The sequence below is a fragment of the Amycolatopsis dendrobii genome (assembly GCF_014145675.1).
Lineage (GTDB): Bacteria > Actinomycetota > Actinomycetes > Mycobacteriales > Pseudonocardiaceae > Amycolatopsis > Amycolatopsis dendrobii.
Genome location: NZ_JACGZW010000016.1, coordinates 55,705 through 72,147, shown reverse-complemented (window position 1 = coordinate 72,147; position 16,443 = coordinate 55,705). Strand labels below are relative to the sequence as shown.

The following is a 16,443-nucleotide window of genomic DNA, read 5'->3' as shown; positions in this document are numbered from 1 at the left end:
GGGTACTGGATGGCTACCGGTTCCCCCGGTTCGGGACAGGCTACCCGGGGGTTCTCCGCCGCCGTGGGAGGCCGGGCCGCCCGGGCGCGCCTAGCACAGATCCGGCCGCCCCGGCAACCCCAAGCACCCCATCAGCCGCAGCCGCCTCACCGGCCTCAGCGTTCGGCGAACCCTTCGAGGCCGCCTTTCGCGGCGGTCCAGCGTTCAACTACCTGATCCACTCTTCCGGGTGAGGTTCCGGAGCGCAGCGCGGCCAGCAATCGCGCACAGTTGTCCCGGCTACCCTCCGCGACCACCTCGACACGGCCGTCCGGGAGGTTCCTCGCGAATCCGGCCAGTCCGAGTTCCAGCGCCCGGCTCCGGGTCCACCAGCGAAAACCGACACCCTGCACCTGCCCGTGCACCCAGGCGGCCAGCCGGACGGGCGATTCCTGCTCGTTCACCGGCCCCATCCTGCCGCACGCCCCCGGCTGCGGACGGTGACGGTCCCGTCCCTCGGTCGCGCGAACGGGTCCTGAGCAGTGATAACCTCCCGCCTGGCATCCGGGGCCGGAGCCCCGCTCCCCCGTGCCGCCCCTCGACTTGAGCGTTGACTCTTCTAAGGAGCCTGCATGTCCCGTCCCGACGGGCCTGAACCAAGCTCAGCGTCGCCCGAGATCGCGGTGAGCGCTGCCCCCACCGCTCCGCCGAAGGGCGCGAGCGGGAGGCTGAGCCGCTCCGGCTACGCGATCCTGGGCGTCAGCGGCCTCGTGGTCGCCACGGCCTTCGCCGCGGTCGCCGAACTGGCCGGCCCCGGCTCGGTCACCGACACCGCGACGAACACCACCGGCGGCGGCCAGGGCGGCTTCCAGGGCAGTTCCCAGGTGGTCGTGCCGGGCAACGCCGTCCCCGGCGGCCCGATGACCGTCCCCGGCTCGCCGACCCCCGGCCAGACCGCCCCGCCGACCCCGACCACGGTGGTGGCCGTCGGTCCGGACGGGAAGCCGACCACGAGCGTGATCACGCCGCCGCCGAACGCCGGGCAGCCGGGCGGTCAGCCGGGTGGCGGGCAGCCCGTGCCGGGCACGACTTCGGACCGCAGCGACCCGCCGACCAGCCACCCCACGACGCCGAAACCGCCGACCAGCTCCACTGCGTCGACGACGCCTTCCACCCCGCCGAGCACCCCCTCGTCGCCTCCGGACAGCCCGCCGCCCAGCTCTGGCAGCAGCTCCACCGGCGGCCAGCCGTCGTCGTCCTCGTCGCCGAGCGTGTCCACTTCGGACTCCGGCCCGACGAGTTCCACCAGCCGCTGAAGTCCGCGAAGGGCTCCTTGCGGGAATCAGATTCCTTCAAGGAGCCCCTCACGGCTTTCCGGCCAGGTCAGGCTTCGAAGCGGTACCCCATGCCGGGTTCGGTAAGCAGATGCCGCGGCCGGGAAGGCTCCGGCTCCAGCTTCCGCCGCAACTGTGCCAGATACACCCGCAGGTAATGGGATTCCGTCTCATACGACGGCCCCCACACCTCGTGCAGCAGCTGCTTCTGCGCCACCAGCCGTCCCCGGTTGCGCACCAGCAGTTCCAGCACTCCCCATTCGGTCTTGGTCAGGTGCACCTCGCGACCCTCGCGCAGCACCTTCTTCGCCGCCAGGTCGATGGTGAACGATCCGGTGTCCACCACCGCTTCCGCGCCGTCCGTCCCGCCGACCGACGAGCGCCGCACCGCGGCCCGCAATCGGGCGAGCAGTTCGTCCATTCCGAACGGTTTGGTCACGTAGTCGTCCGCGCCCGCGTCGAGCGCCTGGACCTTGTCCGCCGAATCGCCGCGCGCGGACAGCACGATGATCGGCACCGTCGTCCAGCCGCGCAGGCCCGCGATCACCTCGGTGCCGTCCAGATCGGGCAGGCCGAGATCCAGCACCACCACGTCGGGTTTCGTTTCGGCGACCGCTTTCAGCGCGGCCGTCCCGTCGTGGGCGGTGATCACCTTGTACCCGCGTGCGTTGAGGTTGATCCGCAACGCGCGCACGATCTGCGGTTCGTCGTCGACGACCAGCACCGTCGCCGCTGGATCGGCCGTCATCGCGCCACCCCCTCCTCCGCCGGTTCGGCTTCCACGAGTTCCCGGCCGGTGCAGGCCGGCAGCGAGATCACCACGGTCAACCCTCCACCAGGAGTGTCCTCGGCGCGAACCGTACCGCCCATCGCCTCGGTGAACCCCTTCGCGACAGACAAGCCGAGCCCGACGCCGGGCGTCGAGTCCCGGTCCCCGCCCAGCCGCTGGAACGGCGCGAACGCGGACTCCGCGGCGCCCTTGCGCAGACCCTTGCCGTGGTCGACGATCCGCAGTTCCACGAACTCCGAATGCGCGCTCGCCCGCGCGGAAACGTCGCCGCCGCCGTGCCGGAGAGCATTGTCGAGCACGTTCGCGATCACCCGTTCCAGCAGGCCCGGATCTGCTTGCACCGAAGGCAATCGAGCGTCCACGGATACCTGCACCTTCTGCGAGTTGTCCACATTGGACAAAGCGTGCGCGACCACCTCGTCGTAGCCGACCGGCCGCAGGTGCGGGGTGACCGCACCGGTAGCGAGCCGCGAAGAGTCGAGCAGGTTGTCGATCAGTCCGGCGAGCCGGTCCGCCGACAGTTCCACGGCTTCCATCAGTTCCTCAGTGTCCTCATCGGACAAAGACAGGTCCGGCGCGCGCAGGCTGCCGATCGCCGCCTTGATGGATGTGAGCGGCGTCCGCAGGTCATGTCCGACCGCGGACAGCAGCGTCGTGCGCAGTTCGGTCGCCTCGGCTTTCCGCTCGGCGGCCGCCGCGGCCGCGGCCATCCGCTGCTGCCGCAGGGCGAGCAACGCTTGTCCCGCAACGGCTTCCAGCACCCGGCGGTCCGCCGCGGGCAACGCGCGACCGCGCAGCGTCAGGTGCACGTCAGCGGTCACCGCGATGTCCACATCGGCCTCATCCGGATCCGCACACGGCTCGCCGCCGGACAGCGCGACCTTGTCCCACTTGCCATTGCGTTTCTCCAGCAGCGTCACGGAAGTGAGCCCGAAGTTTTCCCGCACCTTCTCCAGCAACCGCTCGATCGGATTCGGATTGGTCAGCACTGTGCGCGCATAAGACGCCAGCAACGACGCCTCCGTCCGAGCTCGCGCCGCGGCCACTCCACGCCGCGCGGCAGAAGCGACGACCAAGGCCACCATCACCGCCACCACGACCATCACGATGAGCGTCACGACGTTCTGCGGACTGTGCACGTCCAGCGTGTACAGCGGCGGGGTGAAGAAGAAGTTCAACAGCCCGGCACCGAAAATCGCCGCCACCAAAGCCGGACCGAGCCCGCCCACCAAAGCGACGATGACCGTCGAAAGGACGAAGAGGATGACGTCGGTGGAGAACTCGACCGCGTCGCGCAGCAGCACGCCGAGACCGGTCGCGATGACCGGCGCCAGGATGCTCAACACCCAGCCCAGCACGAGCCGCGACGGCGCCAGCGGGCTCGCGCCGAGCCGCGCCCGCAGTCGTCCGCCGGCGTAGGAGTGCGTGACCATGTGCACGTCGATCGGACCGGACTGCTGGATCACGGTCGCGCCGATGCCCTCGTCGAAGAGCCGCGCGACCCGGGAACGCCGCGAGGTGCCGATCACCAGCTGAGTCGCGTTGACCCCGCGGGCGAAGTCGAGCAACGCCGTCGGAACGTCGTCGCCGACCACCGCGTGGAAGGTCGCGCCGACCTCCTCGGCCAGCGTGCGGCAGCGGGCCATCGCGGTCGGCCCGAGCCCGGCGAGGCCGTCGCCGCGCAGGATGTGCACGACCTGCAGTTCCGCGCCCGCCCGGTTGGCGATCCGGCTCGCGCGCCGGATCAGCGTCTCGCTTTCCGGGCCGCCGGTGATCGACACGACCACCCGTTCGCGCGTTTCCCACGTATCGGTGATCTTCTGCTCGGCGCGGTAACGCTGCAGCGCGACGTCGACCTGGTCGGCCACCCACAGCAGCGCCAGCTCGCGCAAAGCGGTGAGGTTGCCGGGCCGGAAATAGTTGCCCAGCGCGGCGTCGATGCGCTCGGCCGGGTAGACGTTGCCGTGCGCGAGCCGCCGCCGCAGCGCCTCCGGCGTGATGTCCACCAGCTCCAGCTGCTCCGCGCGGCGCACGACCTCGTCCGGCACGGTTTCCTGCTGGGTGACGCCGGTGATGCGCTCGACGACGTCGTTGAGGCTCTGCAGGTGCTGGACGTTGACCGTGGACAGCACGTCGATGCCCGCTTCGAGCAGCTCGTCGATGTCCTGCCAGCGTTTCTCGTGCCGCCCGCCGGGCACGTTCGTGTGCGCCAGCTCGTCCACGACGACGACCTCGGGCGCGCGGGCGAGCACCGCGTCGAGGTCCATCTCGGCGAACTCGTGCCCGCGATGCCCGACCGTGCGCCGCGGCACGACCTCGAGCCCGTCGAGCAGGTCGGCGGTCTTCTTGCGGCCGTGCGTTTCGACCAGGCCGACGACCACGTCGGTGCCGCGGTCGAGCCGGCGGCGTGCTTCGCCGAGCATGGCGAAGGTCTTGCCGACGCCCGGAGCCGCGCCGAGGTAGATGCGGAGTTCGCCTCGGCGCGGCTTCGGTGGTGTGTCAGGTGCGCTCACAGTGTTCAGTGTGCGCCAGGCGCGGTCGAATGCACGGCAAGGTTGAGCTGGAGCACATTCACGCCCGGCGCGCCGATCCCGTTGCCCGTCGTGTTGTCCGCGACCAGCTGCCGCACCTTCTCCTCGCTCAGCCCGGTGTTGCGCGCGACTCGAAGCACCTGCAGATCGGCGTACGCGACGCTGATCGCCGGGTCGAGGCCCGAACCCGAGGCAGTCACCGCGTCCGCGGGCACCTCCGCCGGGTCGACGCCTTCGCGCTTGGCGATCAGCTCCCGCCGCTGCGCGATGGCCTTGGTCAGATCCTCGTTGTACGGGCCCTTGTTCGAGGGCCCCGAGGTCGACGGGTCGCCCGGCCCGAGCACGTCCTTCGAGCTGGCGGAGGGCCGGTTGTGGAACCACGGGTCGTGCGCCGGGTCGGCGGGCACCGGGTCGATCCCGATCAGCGACGAGCCGACGGCCTGGCCGTTCTGCGTCACCACCGAGCCCTCGGCGTGCCCCTGGAGGCCGGGGATGCGGGACACCGCCCACACGCCCAGCGGGTAAACAATGCCGAGCAGCACGGTCATCGCGATGAGCAGGCGCAGGCCGGCCCAGGTCTGCTTGAGCAAAACGTTCATGTCAGCCAATCCCTGGAATGTGGCGCACGATCAGGTCGATCACCCAGATCCCGAGGAACGGGCTCACGATGCCGCCGAGGCCGTAGACGAGCAGGTTGCGGCGTAGCAGCGCGGACGCCGACGACGGCCGGTACCGCACGCCGCGCAAGGCGAGCGGGATCAGCCCGACGATGATCAGCGCGTTGAAGACGACCGCGGACAGGATGGCCGACTTCGGGGTCGCCAGGTGCATGATGTTGAGCGCGCCGAGCTGGGCGAAGATGCCGGTGAACATCGCCGGCAGGATGGCGAAGTACTTCGCCAGGTCGTTCGCCACGCTGAAGGTGGTGAGCGCGCCGCGGGTGATCAGCAGCTGCTTGCCGATCCCGACGATCTCGATCAGCTTCGTCGGGTTCGAGTCGAGGTCGACCATGTTGCCTGCCTCTTTCGCCGCCATGGTCCCGGTGTTCATCGCCACGCCGACGTCGGACTGCGCGAGCGCGGGCGCGTCGTTCGTGCCGTCGCCGGTCATCGCGACGAGCCGGCCGCCCTCCTGCTCCTTCTTGATGAGCGCCATCTTGTCCTCGGGCTTGGCCTCGGCGAGATAGTCGTCGACGCCCGCGTCCTGCGCGATGGCCTTCGCGGTGAGCGGGTTGTCGCCGGTGATCATCACCGTCTTGATGCCCATCGAGCGCAGTTCCTCGAAGCGCTCCTTCATGCCCGGCTTCACCACGTCCGACAGCCGGATCACGCCGCGTACGAACGCCGTGCCGCCCGCCGCTTCCGCGACCACCAGCGGGGTCCCGCCCTGCTGGCTGATCTCGTCCACGACGCGTTCGGTCTCGTCCGGCACGTCGCCGCCGCGTTCGCGCACCCACTGGCGCACCGCCGACGTCGCGCCCTTGCGGACCTCGCGGTCGCCGAGATCGACGCCGCTCATCCGGGTCTGCGCGGTGAACGGTACGAACTCGGCGAGCTTTTCGCTGTCGTCCGGTTCCCCGGGCAGCCCGTGCTGCTCGGCGATCAGCTCGACGATGCTGCGGCCTTCCGGCGTGCCGTCGGCGAGGCTGGACAACCGGGCCGCGCGCGCCAGGTCGTCCACAGTGGACGAACCGACCGGGATCAGCTCGGTCGCGCGCCGGTTGCCGAAGGTGATCGTGCCGGTCTTGTCCAGCAGCAGCGTCGAGACGTCGCCCGCGGCTTCGACCGCGCGGCCGGAGGTGGCGAGGACGTTGCGCTGCACCAGCCGGTCCATCCCGGCGATGCCGATCGCGCTCAGCAGCGCGCCGATCGTCGTCGGGATCAGGCAGACCAGCAGCGCGGTCAGCACGATCACCGACTGCTCGCTGCCGGAGTAGGCGGCCATCGGCTGCAGCGCCACGACGGCGAGCAGGAAGATGATGGTCAGCGTCGACAGCAGGATGGTCAGCGCGATCTCGTTCGGCGTCTTCTGCCGGGAAGCGCCTTCCACCAACGCGATCATCCGGTCCACAAAGGACTCGCCGGGCTTGGTGCTGATCCGCACCACGATCCGGTCGCTCAGCACCGTGGTGCCGCCGGTGACCGCCGACCGGTCGCCGCCGGACTCCCGGATCACCGGGGCCGACTCGCCGGTGATGGCCGATTCGTCGACCGTGGCGATGCCCTCGACGACGTCGCCGTCGCCCGGGATCACTTCGCCCGCCTCGACCACCACGCGGTCGCCGACCCGCAGGTCCACGCCGGGCACCTGCTCCTCGGAACCGTCCTCAGTGAGCCGCCGCGCGACGGTCTCCTTTTTGGTCCGCCGCAACGATTCCGCCTGTGCCTTGCCGCGCCCTTCGGCGACCGCCTCGGCCAGGTTCGCGAACACGACGGTGAACCACAGCCACACCGCGATGAGGATCGAGAACACGCTCGGGTCGGTGACCGCGAAGACGGTGGTGAGGACCGAACCGGCCCACACCACGAACATCACCGGGTTCTTGAGCTGGTGGCGCGGGTTCAGCTTGCGCAGCGCGTCCGGCATGGACGACCACAGCTGCTTCGGGCTGAACACGCCCGCTCCGACGCGTCCGGCGTTTTCGACGTGGTGCTGCGTCTCCTGTTCCGGAGTCCGCTCCTGGGTAATGCTCATGCCAATGCCTCTGCAATCGGCCCCAGCGCGAGCGCCGGGATGAACGTGAGAGCCGCGACGAGGACGACGGTGCCGGTCAGCAACGTCCCGAACAGCGGCCCGGTGGTGGGCAGCGTGCCCGCGGTTTCCGGGACTTTCTTCTGCGCGGCAAGGGAACCCGCCAGGCAAAGCACCGCGACGATCGGCACGAACCGGCCGATCAGCATGGCCACCGACAGCGACGCCTGGAACCAGTCGCTGGTCGCGGTGAGCCCGCCGAAGGCACTGCCGTTGTTGTTGCCCGCGGACGTGTAGCCGTAAAGGACTTCGGACAGTCCGTGCGATCCCGAGTTGGCGAGCGCGTCTCGCGTGCTCGGGATCATCAGGGCGATGCCGGAGCCGAGCAGCACCACGACGGGCATCGCCAGCATCGAGATCGCCGCGCAGGTGACCTCGCGCTTGCCGAGCTTCTTGCCCAGGTACTCCGGAGTCCGGCCGACCATCAGGCCGGCCAGGAACATCGCGATCACAGCCATCACGAGGATGCCGTACAGCCCGGTGCCCACACCGCCCGGCGAAACCTCGCCGAAGAGCATGTTGAGCATCGCGCCCCCGCCGCCGAGACCGGACAGGCTGTCGTGCGCGCCGTTCACCGCGCCGGTCGAGGTGCCGGTGGTGGTGTCGGCGAACAGCGACGTCAGGCTGAGCCCGAACCGCTGTTCCTTGCCCTCGAAGTTCCCGCCCGCGGCCAGCGCGGCGGGGCTGTTCGTGTGCGTCTCGGACGTCCAGATCACCGCGAGCATCGCGGCCCACAGACCGGCCATCACCGACAGCAGGACGTAGCCCTGCTTGCGGTTGCCCACCAGCTGCCCGAAAGCGCGGGTGAGGCAGACCGGGATCACCAGGATCAGGAAGATCTCGACGAGGTTGGTCCAGACGTTCGGGTTTTCGAACGGGTGCGCGGAGTTGGCGTTGAAGATGCCGCCGCCGTTCGTGCCGAGTTCCTTGATCACTTCCTGGCTCGCCGCCGGGGCCAGCGCGATCGTGCTGGTGCTGCCGTCCGGGTTGGTCACCGCGACGCCGGAACGGAGGCTTTGCACCACGCCGAGCGCCACGAGGACGATCGCGAACACGAACGCCATCGGCAGCAGCACGCGGATCGTGCCGCGGGTCAGGTCGACCCAGAAGTTGCCGAGCCGGTCGGTGCGCGAGCGGACGAACCCGCGCGTCACCGCGATCGCCACGGCCAGCCCGACGCCCGCGGACAGGAAGTTCTGCACGGTGAGCCCGGCCATCTGGACGAAGTGGCCCATGGTCGTCTCGGGCGTGTAGGACTGCCAGTTCGTGTTGGTCACGAAGGAAACCGCGGTGTTGAACGCGACGGCAGGCGATACCGGGCCGCGATCGAAGTTCCACGGCAGGATCGACTGCAGGCGCTGCACCAGGTACAGCAGGATCACCGAGACGAACGAGAAGCCGAGCACGCCGGAGGCGTAGGTCTTCCAGTGCTGCTCGGTGTCCGGGTCGACCCGGACGACCTTGTACAGGGCCCTCTCGACCCGCAGATGCTTCTCGGTGGAGAAGACGCGGGCGAGGTAGTCGCCGAGGGGTTTGTAGACCACCGCGAGGGCGACCAGGAGCATGCCGGCTTGCAGGAAGCCGGCCGCGACGTCACTCATCTCAGAATTTCTCCGGCCTCACGAGGGCGACGAACAGGTAGCCGAGGAGGCCAAGCGCCAGCAGCCCGCCGACGATGTTGGCCACGGTGCCCGCGCCGCTCACAGCTTCTCCAGCCCGCGCAGGACACCGGCGAGCACCACGAAAACGCCGATGAGCAATAGGGCGTACAGCAAATCCGCCACGAGGCACCTCTCAGGAAGGGTCACCCGGCACGGGGTGACCGTCGGTCGAGAGCCACTGTGCGGTCGTCGCGGAGCGTAAGCACCCGCGTCTGACGCCTCCTTGACGCCGCGACCTGGGGGCGTTTACGCGATCTTGACGGCTGGTGACCCGGGCCACTGCGTCAAGCGCCATCCGGGTCAGCGCGACGGCATGACTGTCCGTAGTTGGTGGGTGACTTGCGGCACAGCTGGTAGCGGATCAAGGACAGAGAGTGCAATTCGGGCAGACAACGATCGGGGGTCCGTGTTACACCTGAGTAACCAATAGTTGTATCAACTAACTAACTAGGTTCAGGGAGGGCTCGTATGTGCGGAATCGCGGGCTGGGTTTCCTACGACACCGATCTCACGCAGCAGCAGGAGATCGCGGACGCGATGACCGAGACCATGGCCTGCCGAGGACCCGACGACCGCGGAACCTGGGTCCGCCGTTCGGTCGCGCTCGGTCACCGCCGGCTCGCCATCATCGACCTGCCGGGCGGCCGCCAGCCGATGAGCGTCAAGACTCCGAACGGCGAAGTCGCCATGGTCTACAGCGGCGAGGCGTACAACTTCTCCGAACTTCGTGAAGAACTCACCAAACTGGGCCACCGCTGGGAGACCGACAGCGACACCGAGGTCGTGCTGCACGGCTACCTGCAGTGGGGCGCCGAGGTCGTGGACCACCTCAACGGCATGTACGCGTTCGCGATCTGGGACGAACGCGACCAGAAGCTCGTGATGATCCGCGACCGGATGGGCATCAAGCCGTTCTACTACTACCCCACCCGCGACGGCGTCCTGTTCGGCTCCGAGCCCAAGGCGATCCTCGCGAACCCGCTGGCGCGCAAGGTGGTCGACAGCGACGGCCTGCGCGAGCTGATGGGCTTCACGAAGCGGCCGGGCTGGTCGCTGTGGAAGGGCATGTACGAGGTCGACCCGGCCACCGTCGTGACGGTGACCCGCGAGGGCATCAACACCCGCACCTACTGGAAGCTCGACGCGAAGCAGCACACCGACGACCAGGAGACGACGGTCGCGCGCGTGCGCGAGCTGATGACCGACATCGTCCACCGGCAGCTGGTCGCCGACGTCCCGCGCTGCGTGCTGCTGTCCGGCGGCCTCGACTCGAGCGCGGTCACCGGCCTCGCCGCCGCCCGGCTGGCCGAGCAGGGCGAGCAGCTGCGCACGTTCTCGGTCGACTTCTTCGGGCAGGAGGAGAACTTCCAGCCCGACGAAATGCGCGACACCCCCGACTCGCCCTACATCCGCGACGTCGCCAAGCTCGTCGGTTCCGCTCACCAGGACGTGATGCTGAACCCGGCCGACCTGAGCGACCCCGAGGTGCGCCGCAAGGTGCTGCGCGCCCGTGACATCCCCACCGGGCTCGGCGACATGGACACGTCCTTGTACTTGCTGTTCAAGGCGATCCGGGCGGAATCGACGGTCGCGCTGTCCGGCGAATCGGCCGACGAGGTGTTCGGCGGGTACCGCTGGTTCCACGACGAGGCCGCGGTGAAGGCGGACACCTTCCCGTGGCTGGCGTTCCGCAACAGCCTGATGGACGACCGGGAATCGCTGCTCGAACCGGGCCTGGCCGCGAAGCTGGACCTGGAGTCCTACGTCGCCGACCAGTACCGCACCGCAGTGTCCCAAGTGGACTTGCTGGACGGCGAATCCGAGCGGGAGTCGCGGATGCGCGTCATCTGCAACCTCCACCTGACCCGTTTCGTACGGCAGCTGCTCGACCGCAAGGACCGCATGTCGATGGCGGTGGGCCTGGAAGTGCGCGTGCCGTTCTGCGACCACCGGCTCGTGGAGTACGTCTACAACACGCCGTGGTCGCTGAAGACCTACGACGGCAGGGAAAAGAGCCTGCTGCGGCACGCGACGAAGCACGTGCTGCCGGCGTCGGTGCGGGACCGGGTGAAGAGCCCGTATCCCTCCACTCAGGACCCGGGGTACGCGATCGCGCTGCAGCAGCAGATCAAGGAAGCCTTGGCGCAGAAGGACAATCCGGTGTTCCAGATGGTCAGCCGGGAATGGCTGCAGCAGTCGGCGGACACCGACCCGGCGACGATCAGCCAGGCACAGCGCGTCGGCATGGACCGGGCGCTGGACCTGCACCACTGGTTCGACATGTACTCGCCGGAGCTGGAACTCAACTGACCTTGGCCCTGGCCCGCTGCTCGCCCGGCACCGTTTCCGCGCGGTGCCGGGCTCAGCGGCTGTGGTGTGCCGCCCCGTTACCCTCGGGACCGGGCGCGCGATGCCGACGTCGGTGAAGGACTCCTTGAGGGAATCTGATTCCCTCAAGGAGCCCTTCACGGACCTCATCGGAGCGAAGCCGTGAAGGCCGTCTCGTCGGCCGGGCGAGCGGTCAGAAGTCCAGGTGCGCGTCGATCTCCGTGCCGCGCACGTCCAGTTCCGCGCCGGCCCCGCTCAGCAGCCGCTGTGCCGCCGCATTGTCCACAGTGGTCGTCGCGACGAACTTCGCCGCGCCGCCGTCGCGGGCCGCGTCCAGCAGTACCGCGGTCACCTTGCGGCCGATTCCGCGTCCGCGCGCCGATCGGCCCAGCCACACCCCGGCCTCGACCGCCAGTGCGGCCCGTCCGGACACTGGCCGCAGCCGCGCCGCCCCGCAGACGCGGCCGTCGACTTCCACGACCCACGTCGTCTCGATGGCGGTGTCCGGATTGAGCGATCGCCTGCGGTGAAACGCGAGAAACGCTTCGCGGCGGGCTTCGGTCCACCCGGCGGGACCTTCCACCGGCGGCATGACCTCCGTCGGTTCGGCGTCGGCCACCGCGGCGTCCAGAAGCCGCTCGAGCCCCGGCTCGTCGAGCGGGATCAGCACGATCTCGGATTCTCCGGATCCAGGCACGCCCCGCAGCTTGGCACGCGAAGCCGTCCAGCGCTACCCGATCGGCCCAGTCGTTACCAGGGAACCGGCTCGCCGAAGCGGTCGAGGAACCGCAGCCCGGGCTCTCCTGCCTGTGCTTCGAGCACGTCGACGACCGCGGGGACGCTTTCCTCAGGCAGCAACGGCGCGTCCGGACCGCCGAGCCGAGTCCGGTTGTGGCCGGGATCGATGAGCAGTTTGGTGCGCCCGTCGGCCTCGTGGCGAGTGGCGTAGCTGCGCATGAGCTGGTTGAGCGCGGCCTTGCTCGCCTTGTACAGCTCGTATCCCGGTTCGACGTTCATCGAGATGCTGCCCTGCTCGGACGACATCACCGCGACCGTGCCGCCCGGCGCGACCAGATCGTGCAGTCCTTCGAGGACTCTCAACGGGCTCAACGCGTTGGTGATCATGACTTCGGCGAACATCGTCGCCGGCACTTCGCTGATCGGCAGATTCCCTTGGTTGATCGCTGCGTTCACGAAGAGCAGGTCGAGCGGACCGCCGACTCTGTCTCCGAGCGCCGCGATCTGTGCGTCGTCAGTCATCTCCAGCTGCTCGGTCCGCATTCCTTCCCGCGGCACCGAACCGTCGCGAGTCGTCGCGACGACCTCCCACCCGCGCCGGTCCAGTTCGGTGACCAGCACCAATCCCAGTCCTCGCGAAGCCCCGACCACCAACGCCCGGCGTACCGCCATGACCGCTCCCTTGTCTAGACGCAACGTCACGTCTAGACAGTAGCACGGTAAGGTGCCCGGTATGCCCGCAGTCAATTCCCAGCCCCGCAGGGCACGCTCCGGCAACCGGCGCGACGAGGCCGCGCGCCTGGCGGTGCTCCACGCCGCCGACGACCTGCTGGTCGAGCACGGCTTCGGCGCACTGACCGTCGAAGCGATCGCGCGCCGGGCCGGCGTCGCGAAGCAGACCATCTACCGCTGGTGGCCGTCGAAGGTCGAGATTCTGCTGGACACGCTGATCGAGGACAGCGAGAAACGCCTGCCGGTGCCGACGGAACTCCCGACGGCCGACAGCATCCGGGCCTATCTGCGCGACTTCGCGCATTTCCTCGCCGAGGACCCTGCGGGCAAGTGCCTGCTTACCCTGCTGGCCGAAGCACAGCACGATGCGGGGACTGCCGCGCGGTTCCACGAGCGCTACCTGGAGCCGCGGCAGATCGCCGAACGCGAGATGCTGACCCGCGCTGCCGAGGCAGGCGAGGTTTCTCCGGTACTGGATCCGGAAGCCACAATGGACGCTCTGTTCGGACCGATCGTCTACTGTGCGCTCACGGGAACCGCGGTGCCGAAGAATTTGGTGGATACGTTGGTGGATAAGCTGCTTCGTCCGCGCGGGTGACCTACCGCCGCACCTCGGCGACCCGCACCGGGCGGTTCTCCCTCCGCGAGACCTCGCACGCCTCCGCGATGTAGAACGCCTCCAACGCGTCCGCTGCTCCGGCAGGCGACGGGATCCGCCGGGCGGCAACATCCAGGAACGCCCGCAGCTCAGCCGAATAGGCCGTCCGGAAACGTTCCATGAAGCCCGGATACGCCGGTCCCGGCAATCGTCCGACGCCCGGCTCCACGGACCGCAGCGGGGCCTGGCCGTCCAAGCCCACCACGGCGTTCGCCAGCGAACCGAGGGCCTCGAAGCGCACGTCATAACCCGCGCCGTTGTAACGCGTCAGCGAGACCGTCGCGAGGGTTCCGTCGTCGAGAGTCATCGCGACCGCGGCGGTATCGACGTCTCCGGCATCCGCGAAGAACTGCTCGCCTTTGTTGCGCCCCAAGGCAAACACCTGCTCGACCTCCCGGCCGGTCACCCACCGGAGGATGTCGAAGTCGTGCACGCCGCAGTCCCGGAAGAGACCGCCGGAATGCGCGACATACGCGGCGGGCGGCGGTGCCGGGTCCAAAGTGGTCGCCCGGACGCTGTGCAGCCAGCCCAGCTCCCCGCTCTCCACCGCGACCCGCGCGGCCTGGTAACCCGCGTCGAACCGGCGCTGGAAACCGATCTGCACCGGAACGTCCGAGTCCGCGATGCGGTCGATCACCGCGAGCGTGCCGGGGATGTCCGCGGCGACCGGCTTTTCGCAGAACACCGGTAGTCGCGCGTCGACCGCCTTGATGATCAACTCCGGATGCGCGTCCGTGGCCGCCGCGATGACCAGGCCGTCGAGACCAGACTGGAACAGGGCGTCGATTCCTTCGGCCGCCTCGACACCGAGCCGATCGGCGACCGGCTGGGCGCGCGCCGGATCCACGTCGGCGACGACCACCGACGCGACCTCGTCGAATCCCGCGAGCGTTTCCGCGTGTGCGGCACCGATCCGTCCGGCCCCTGCCAGTCCTAACCTCATCGCTGCGCCTCCCCTGAGTCGGGCCCCGTGGTCTCCCGCACGACCAGGGACGGATGAAGCAGGTGCCGCACCGGTTCAGTGCGTTCACCGCGTACGCGCTCCAGCAGCGCGTCGAAAGCCAGCCGCGCCATTTCCGCCCGCGGTTGGTCCACTGTGGTCAGTGAAATGTGCCGCAGGGAAGCCAAGGACGTGTTGTCGTAGCCGACTACGGACACGTCCTCCGGCACCCTCAACCCGCGTTCTTCGAGCGCCGAGATCGCGCCGACCGCGTTGAAGTCATTGCCCGCCAGCAGTGCCGTCGGAGCCGGAGAGTACGCGGACAGCAATTCCTGCACGGCTTTCTCGCCCGCGGTGTCGGTGTGTTCGCTGCTCACCACGATCGGCTCCAGCCCGTGCGCCCGCATCGCCTGCCGGAAACCGCGTCGCCGAGCCGCGGCGCCGGCCGCTCCCCCGCCGTCGAGGTGCGCGATCCGGCGATGCCCCAACTGGACCAGGTGCTCGACGGCCAACGCCGCGCCAGCCTCGCCGTCGTCGTTCACCGTATCCACAGTAGACAGTCGAGAGGTCCGTGACACCAACACTACCGGACACTGCCGTGCCGCGGCTTCGATCGCCGCGGCCGGAACCACAGGCGACAACAGCACGACGCCGGCCGGACGGAACGACAGCAGACTGCGCAACGCCGCACCTTCCCGAGAAGGCATCCTGCCGCCAGTGTTGAGGATCAGGTCGAACCCGGCCGCTTGGGCCGCCGCGTCCAGCCCTTCGACGACATCGGCGAAGAATGCGTTGCGCAGGTCGTTCACCATCACGCCGAGCACCGTGGACGTCCGGCTCGCCAGCGACCGCGCCATCACGTGCGGCGAATAACCCAGCTCCTCCGCCGCCTTCAGCACCGCCGCGCGTCGCCGCGCCGAGACGTTCGGCGCGTTGCGCATCACGAGCGAAACCAGTGCCCGGGAAACCCCGGCTCGCGCGGCGACATCCTCCATGGTGGGCTTCCCCATGCGAAAACCTCCCCGGAGAAGCGCTTGACGCGACGGGTCGGACGCTACAAGCTTAGAGCGCTCTAATCAAGAGGACGCCCCCCGACCGAAGAGGGATCCATGACCGCGAAGATCCGCGTCGCAGCCGCCCCGATCTCCTGGGGAGTCTGCGAGGTTCCCGGCTGGGGCCGAGTGCTCGACGCCCCGGCAGTACTCGACGAGATGGCCGATTTGGGCGTCACCGCAACAGAATTGGGTCCGCCCGGCTATCTGCCGCGCGAACCGGCCGAGTTGAAGAAGCTGCTGGAAAGCCACCGCCTCGACCTCGTCGGCGGCTTTCTTGCCGTACCACTGCACGAAGATCCTGACGCGGCCATAGCCGAAGCGGAAGAATCGGCCGCGCTCTTCGCGGCTTGCGGCGGCACGATGCTCGTCCTCGCCGCGGCAACCGGACTCGAGGGTTACGACGAACGGCCCGCCCTCATCGACGCCGAATGGTCCACTTTGGTCGGCACGGCAGGCAAGATCCGCGACATAGCGGCAAAACACGGTCTGCGAGCGGTCCTGCACCCGCACGTCGGCACGCACGTGGAAACCGAGGCCGAGGTCGAACGCTTCCTCGCCGACTCGGATCTCCAGCTCTGCCTCGACACCGGCCACCTGCTGATCGGCGGCGCCGACCCGGTCGCGCTCGCCCGGCGGCACCCGCGGCGGATCGGGCACCTGCACCTCAAGGACGTCCGCGGCGAGCTGGCCGACGCCGTCCGAGCAGGCGAACTGCCGTACACCGAAGCCGTCGGCAGGGGTCTCTACGTTCCGCTCGGCGAGGGCGACGTGGACATCGAAGCCATGGTCCGCTCCGTCGCCGAGGCGGGCTACGACGGCTGGTACGTCCTGGAGCAGGACACCGCACTGAGCGACGACAGCCCGGCGGACCGTCCTGGCCGCGACGTCGCGACCAGCCTTTCGTACCTGCGCACCATCACCGGCTGACGCCGGAAACAAGCTCGGA

At 69.0% G+C, this 16,443-nt stretch carries 16 protein-coding genes; 3 read left to right on the top strand and 13 right to left on the bottom strand.

The window, feature by feature from the left end; translation table 11 throughout:
- Positions 1 to 155: 155 nt before the first annotated feature.
- The 9 genes from H4281_RS37530 to kdpF form a co-directional block, all read right to left on the bottom strand.
- The gene (locus H4281_RS37530; RefSeq protein WP_182895606.1) at positions 156 to 452 is read right to left on the bottom strand and encodes an acylphosphatase; all 297 of its coding nucleotides are present in this window, start codon (positions 450 to 452) and stop codon (positions 156 to 158) included.
- A gap of 269 nt (positions 453 to 721) precedes the next feature.
- A complete protein-coding gene (locus H4281_RS37525) occupies positions 722 to 1,003 on the bottom strand; it encodes a hypothetical protein (RefSeq protein ID WP_182895605.1) in 282 nt (93 codons plus the stop codon).
- Between the two features lie 30 nt (positions 1,004 to 1,033).
- Complete coding sequence (locus H4281_RS37520; RefSeq protein ID WP_182895604.1) at positions 1,034 to 1,285, bottom strand: hypothetical protein; 252 nt, start codon at positions 1,283 to 1,285, stop codon at positions 1,034 to 1,036.
- 77 nt (positions 1,286 to 1,362) lie between these two features.
- Entirely contained in the window at positions 1,363 to 2,061 is a 699-nt protein-coding gene (locus tag H4281_RS37515) for a response regulator (protein ID WP_037810222.1), read from the bottom strand.
- Entirely contained in the window at positions 2,058 to 4,616 is a 2,559-nt protein-coding gene (locus H4281_RS37510; protein ID WP_182895603.1) for a DUF4118 domain-containing protein, read from the bottom strand. Before H4281_RS37510 ends, H4281_RS37515 begins: the two co-directional genes overlap by 4 nt.
- A gap of 5 nt (positions 4,617 to 4,621) precedes the next feature.
- Complete coding sequence (locus H4281_RS37505; protein WP_182895602.1) at positions 4,622 to 5,233, bottom strand: potassium-transporting ATPase subunit C; 612 nt, start codon at positions 5,231 to 5,233, stop codon at positions 4,622 to 4,624.
- 1 nt (position 5,234) lies between these two features.
- Positions 5,235 to 7,328, bottom strand: coding sequence for a potassium-transporting ATPase subunit KdpB (kdpB, locus tag H4281_RS37500; RefSeq protein WP_182895601.1), 2,094 nt, complete (start codon positions 7,326 to 7,328; stop codon positions 5,235 to 5,237).
- Positions 7,325 to 8,986, bottom strand: a complete 1,662-nt coding sequence (kdpA, locus tag H4281_RS37495; protein WP_182895600.1) for a potassium-transporting ATPase subunit KdpA — start codon at positions 8,984 to 8,986, stop codon at positions 7,325 to 7,327. Before kdpA ends, kdpB begins: the two co-directional genes overlap by 4 nt.
- 1 nt (position 8,987) lies before the next feature.
- Positions 8,988 to 9,089 (bottom strand): K(+)-transporting ATPase subunit F, encoded by a 102-nt coding sequence (gene kdpF / locus H4281_RS45950; protein WP_037358287.1) that lies wholly within the window; start codon positions 9,087 to 9,089, stop codon positions 8,988 to 8,990.
- Positions 9,090 to 9,514: 425 nt separating this feature from the next.
- Between kdpF and asnB the strand changes: the two genes are divergently transcribed.
- Positions 9,515 to 11,356 carry an asparagine synthase (glutamine-hydrolyzing) gene (gene asnB / locus H4281_RS37485; RefSeq protein WP_182895599.1) on the top strand — a complete coding sequence of 614 codons (1,842 nt, stop codon included), beginning with the start codon at positions 9,515 to 9,517 and terminating at the stop codon, positions 11,354 to 11,356.
- 211 nt (positions 11,357 to 11,567) lie between these two features.
- On the opposite strand, the gene H4281_RS37480 is transcribed toward asnB, so the two are convergent.
- Together H4281_RS37480 and H4281_RS37475 are read right to left on the bottom strand one after the other, a co-directional pair.
- A complete protein-coding gene (locus H4281_RS37480) occupies positions 11,568 to 12,071 on the bottom strand; it encodes a GNAT family N-acetyltransferase (RefSeq protein WP_237598407.1) in 504 nt (167 codons plus the stop codon).
- Positions 12,072 to 12,124: 53 nt separating this feature from the next.
- Entirely contained in the window at positions 12,125 to 12,784 is a 660-nt protein-coding gene (locus H4281_RS37475) for an SDR family NAD(P)-dependent oxidoreductase (protein WP_182895708.1), read from the bottom strand.
- A 61-nt stretch (positions 12,785 to 12,845) separates the two neighbouring features.
- Between H4281_RS37475 and H4281_RS37470 the strand changes: the two genes are divergently transcribed.
- Entirely contained in the window at positions 12,846 to 13,442 is a 597-nt protein-coding gene (locus tag H4281_RS37470; RefSeq protein WP_182895598.1) for a TetR/AcrR family transcriptional regulator, read from the top strand.
- A gap of 1 nt (position 13,443) precedes the next feature.
- On the opposite strand, the gene H4281_RS37465 is transcribed toward H4281_RS37470, so the two are convergent.
- Together H4281_RS37465 and H4281_RS37460 are read right to left on the bottom strand one after the other, a co-directional pair.
- Positions 13,444 to 14,445: a Gfo/Idh/MocA family protein gene (locus tag H4281_RS37465; RefSeq protein ID WP_182895597.1), complete on the bottom strand. Its 1,002-nt coding sequence runs from the start codon at positions 14,443 to 14,445 to the stop codon at positions 13,444 to 13,446.
- Positions 14,442 to 15,452: a LacI family DNA-binding transcriptional regulator gene (locus H4281_RS37460; RefSeq protein ID WP_182895596.1), complete on the bottom strand. Its 1,011-nt coding sequence runs from the start codon at positions 15,450 to 15,452 to the stop codon at positions 14,442 to 14,444. The genes H4281_RS37465 and H4281_RS37460 overlap by 4 nt, the downstream gene beginning before the upstream one ends.
- 99 nt (positions 15,453 to 15,551) lie before the next feature.
- On the opposite strand from H4281_RS37460, the gene H4281_RS37455 reads away from it, so the two are divergent.
- Positions 15,552 to 16,424 (top strand): sugar phosphate isomerase/epimerase family protein, encoded by an 873-nt coding sequence (locus H4281_RS37455; RefSeq protein WP_182895595.1) that lies wholly within the window; start codon positions 15,552 to 15,554, stop codon positions 16,422 to 16,424.
- Positions 16,425 to 16,443: the final 19 nt, after the last annotated feature.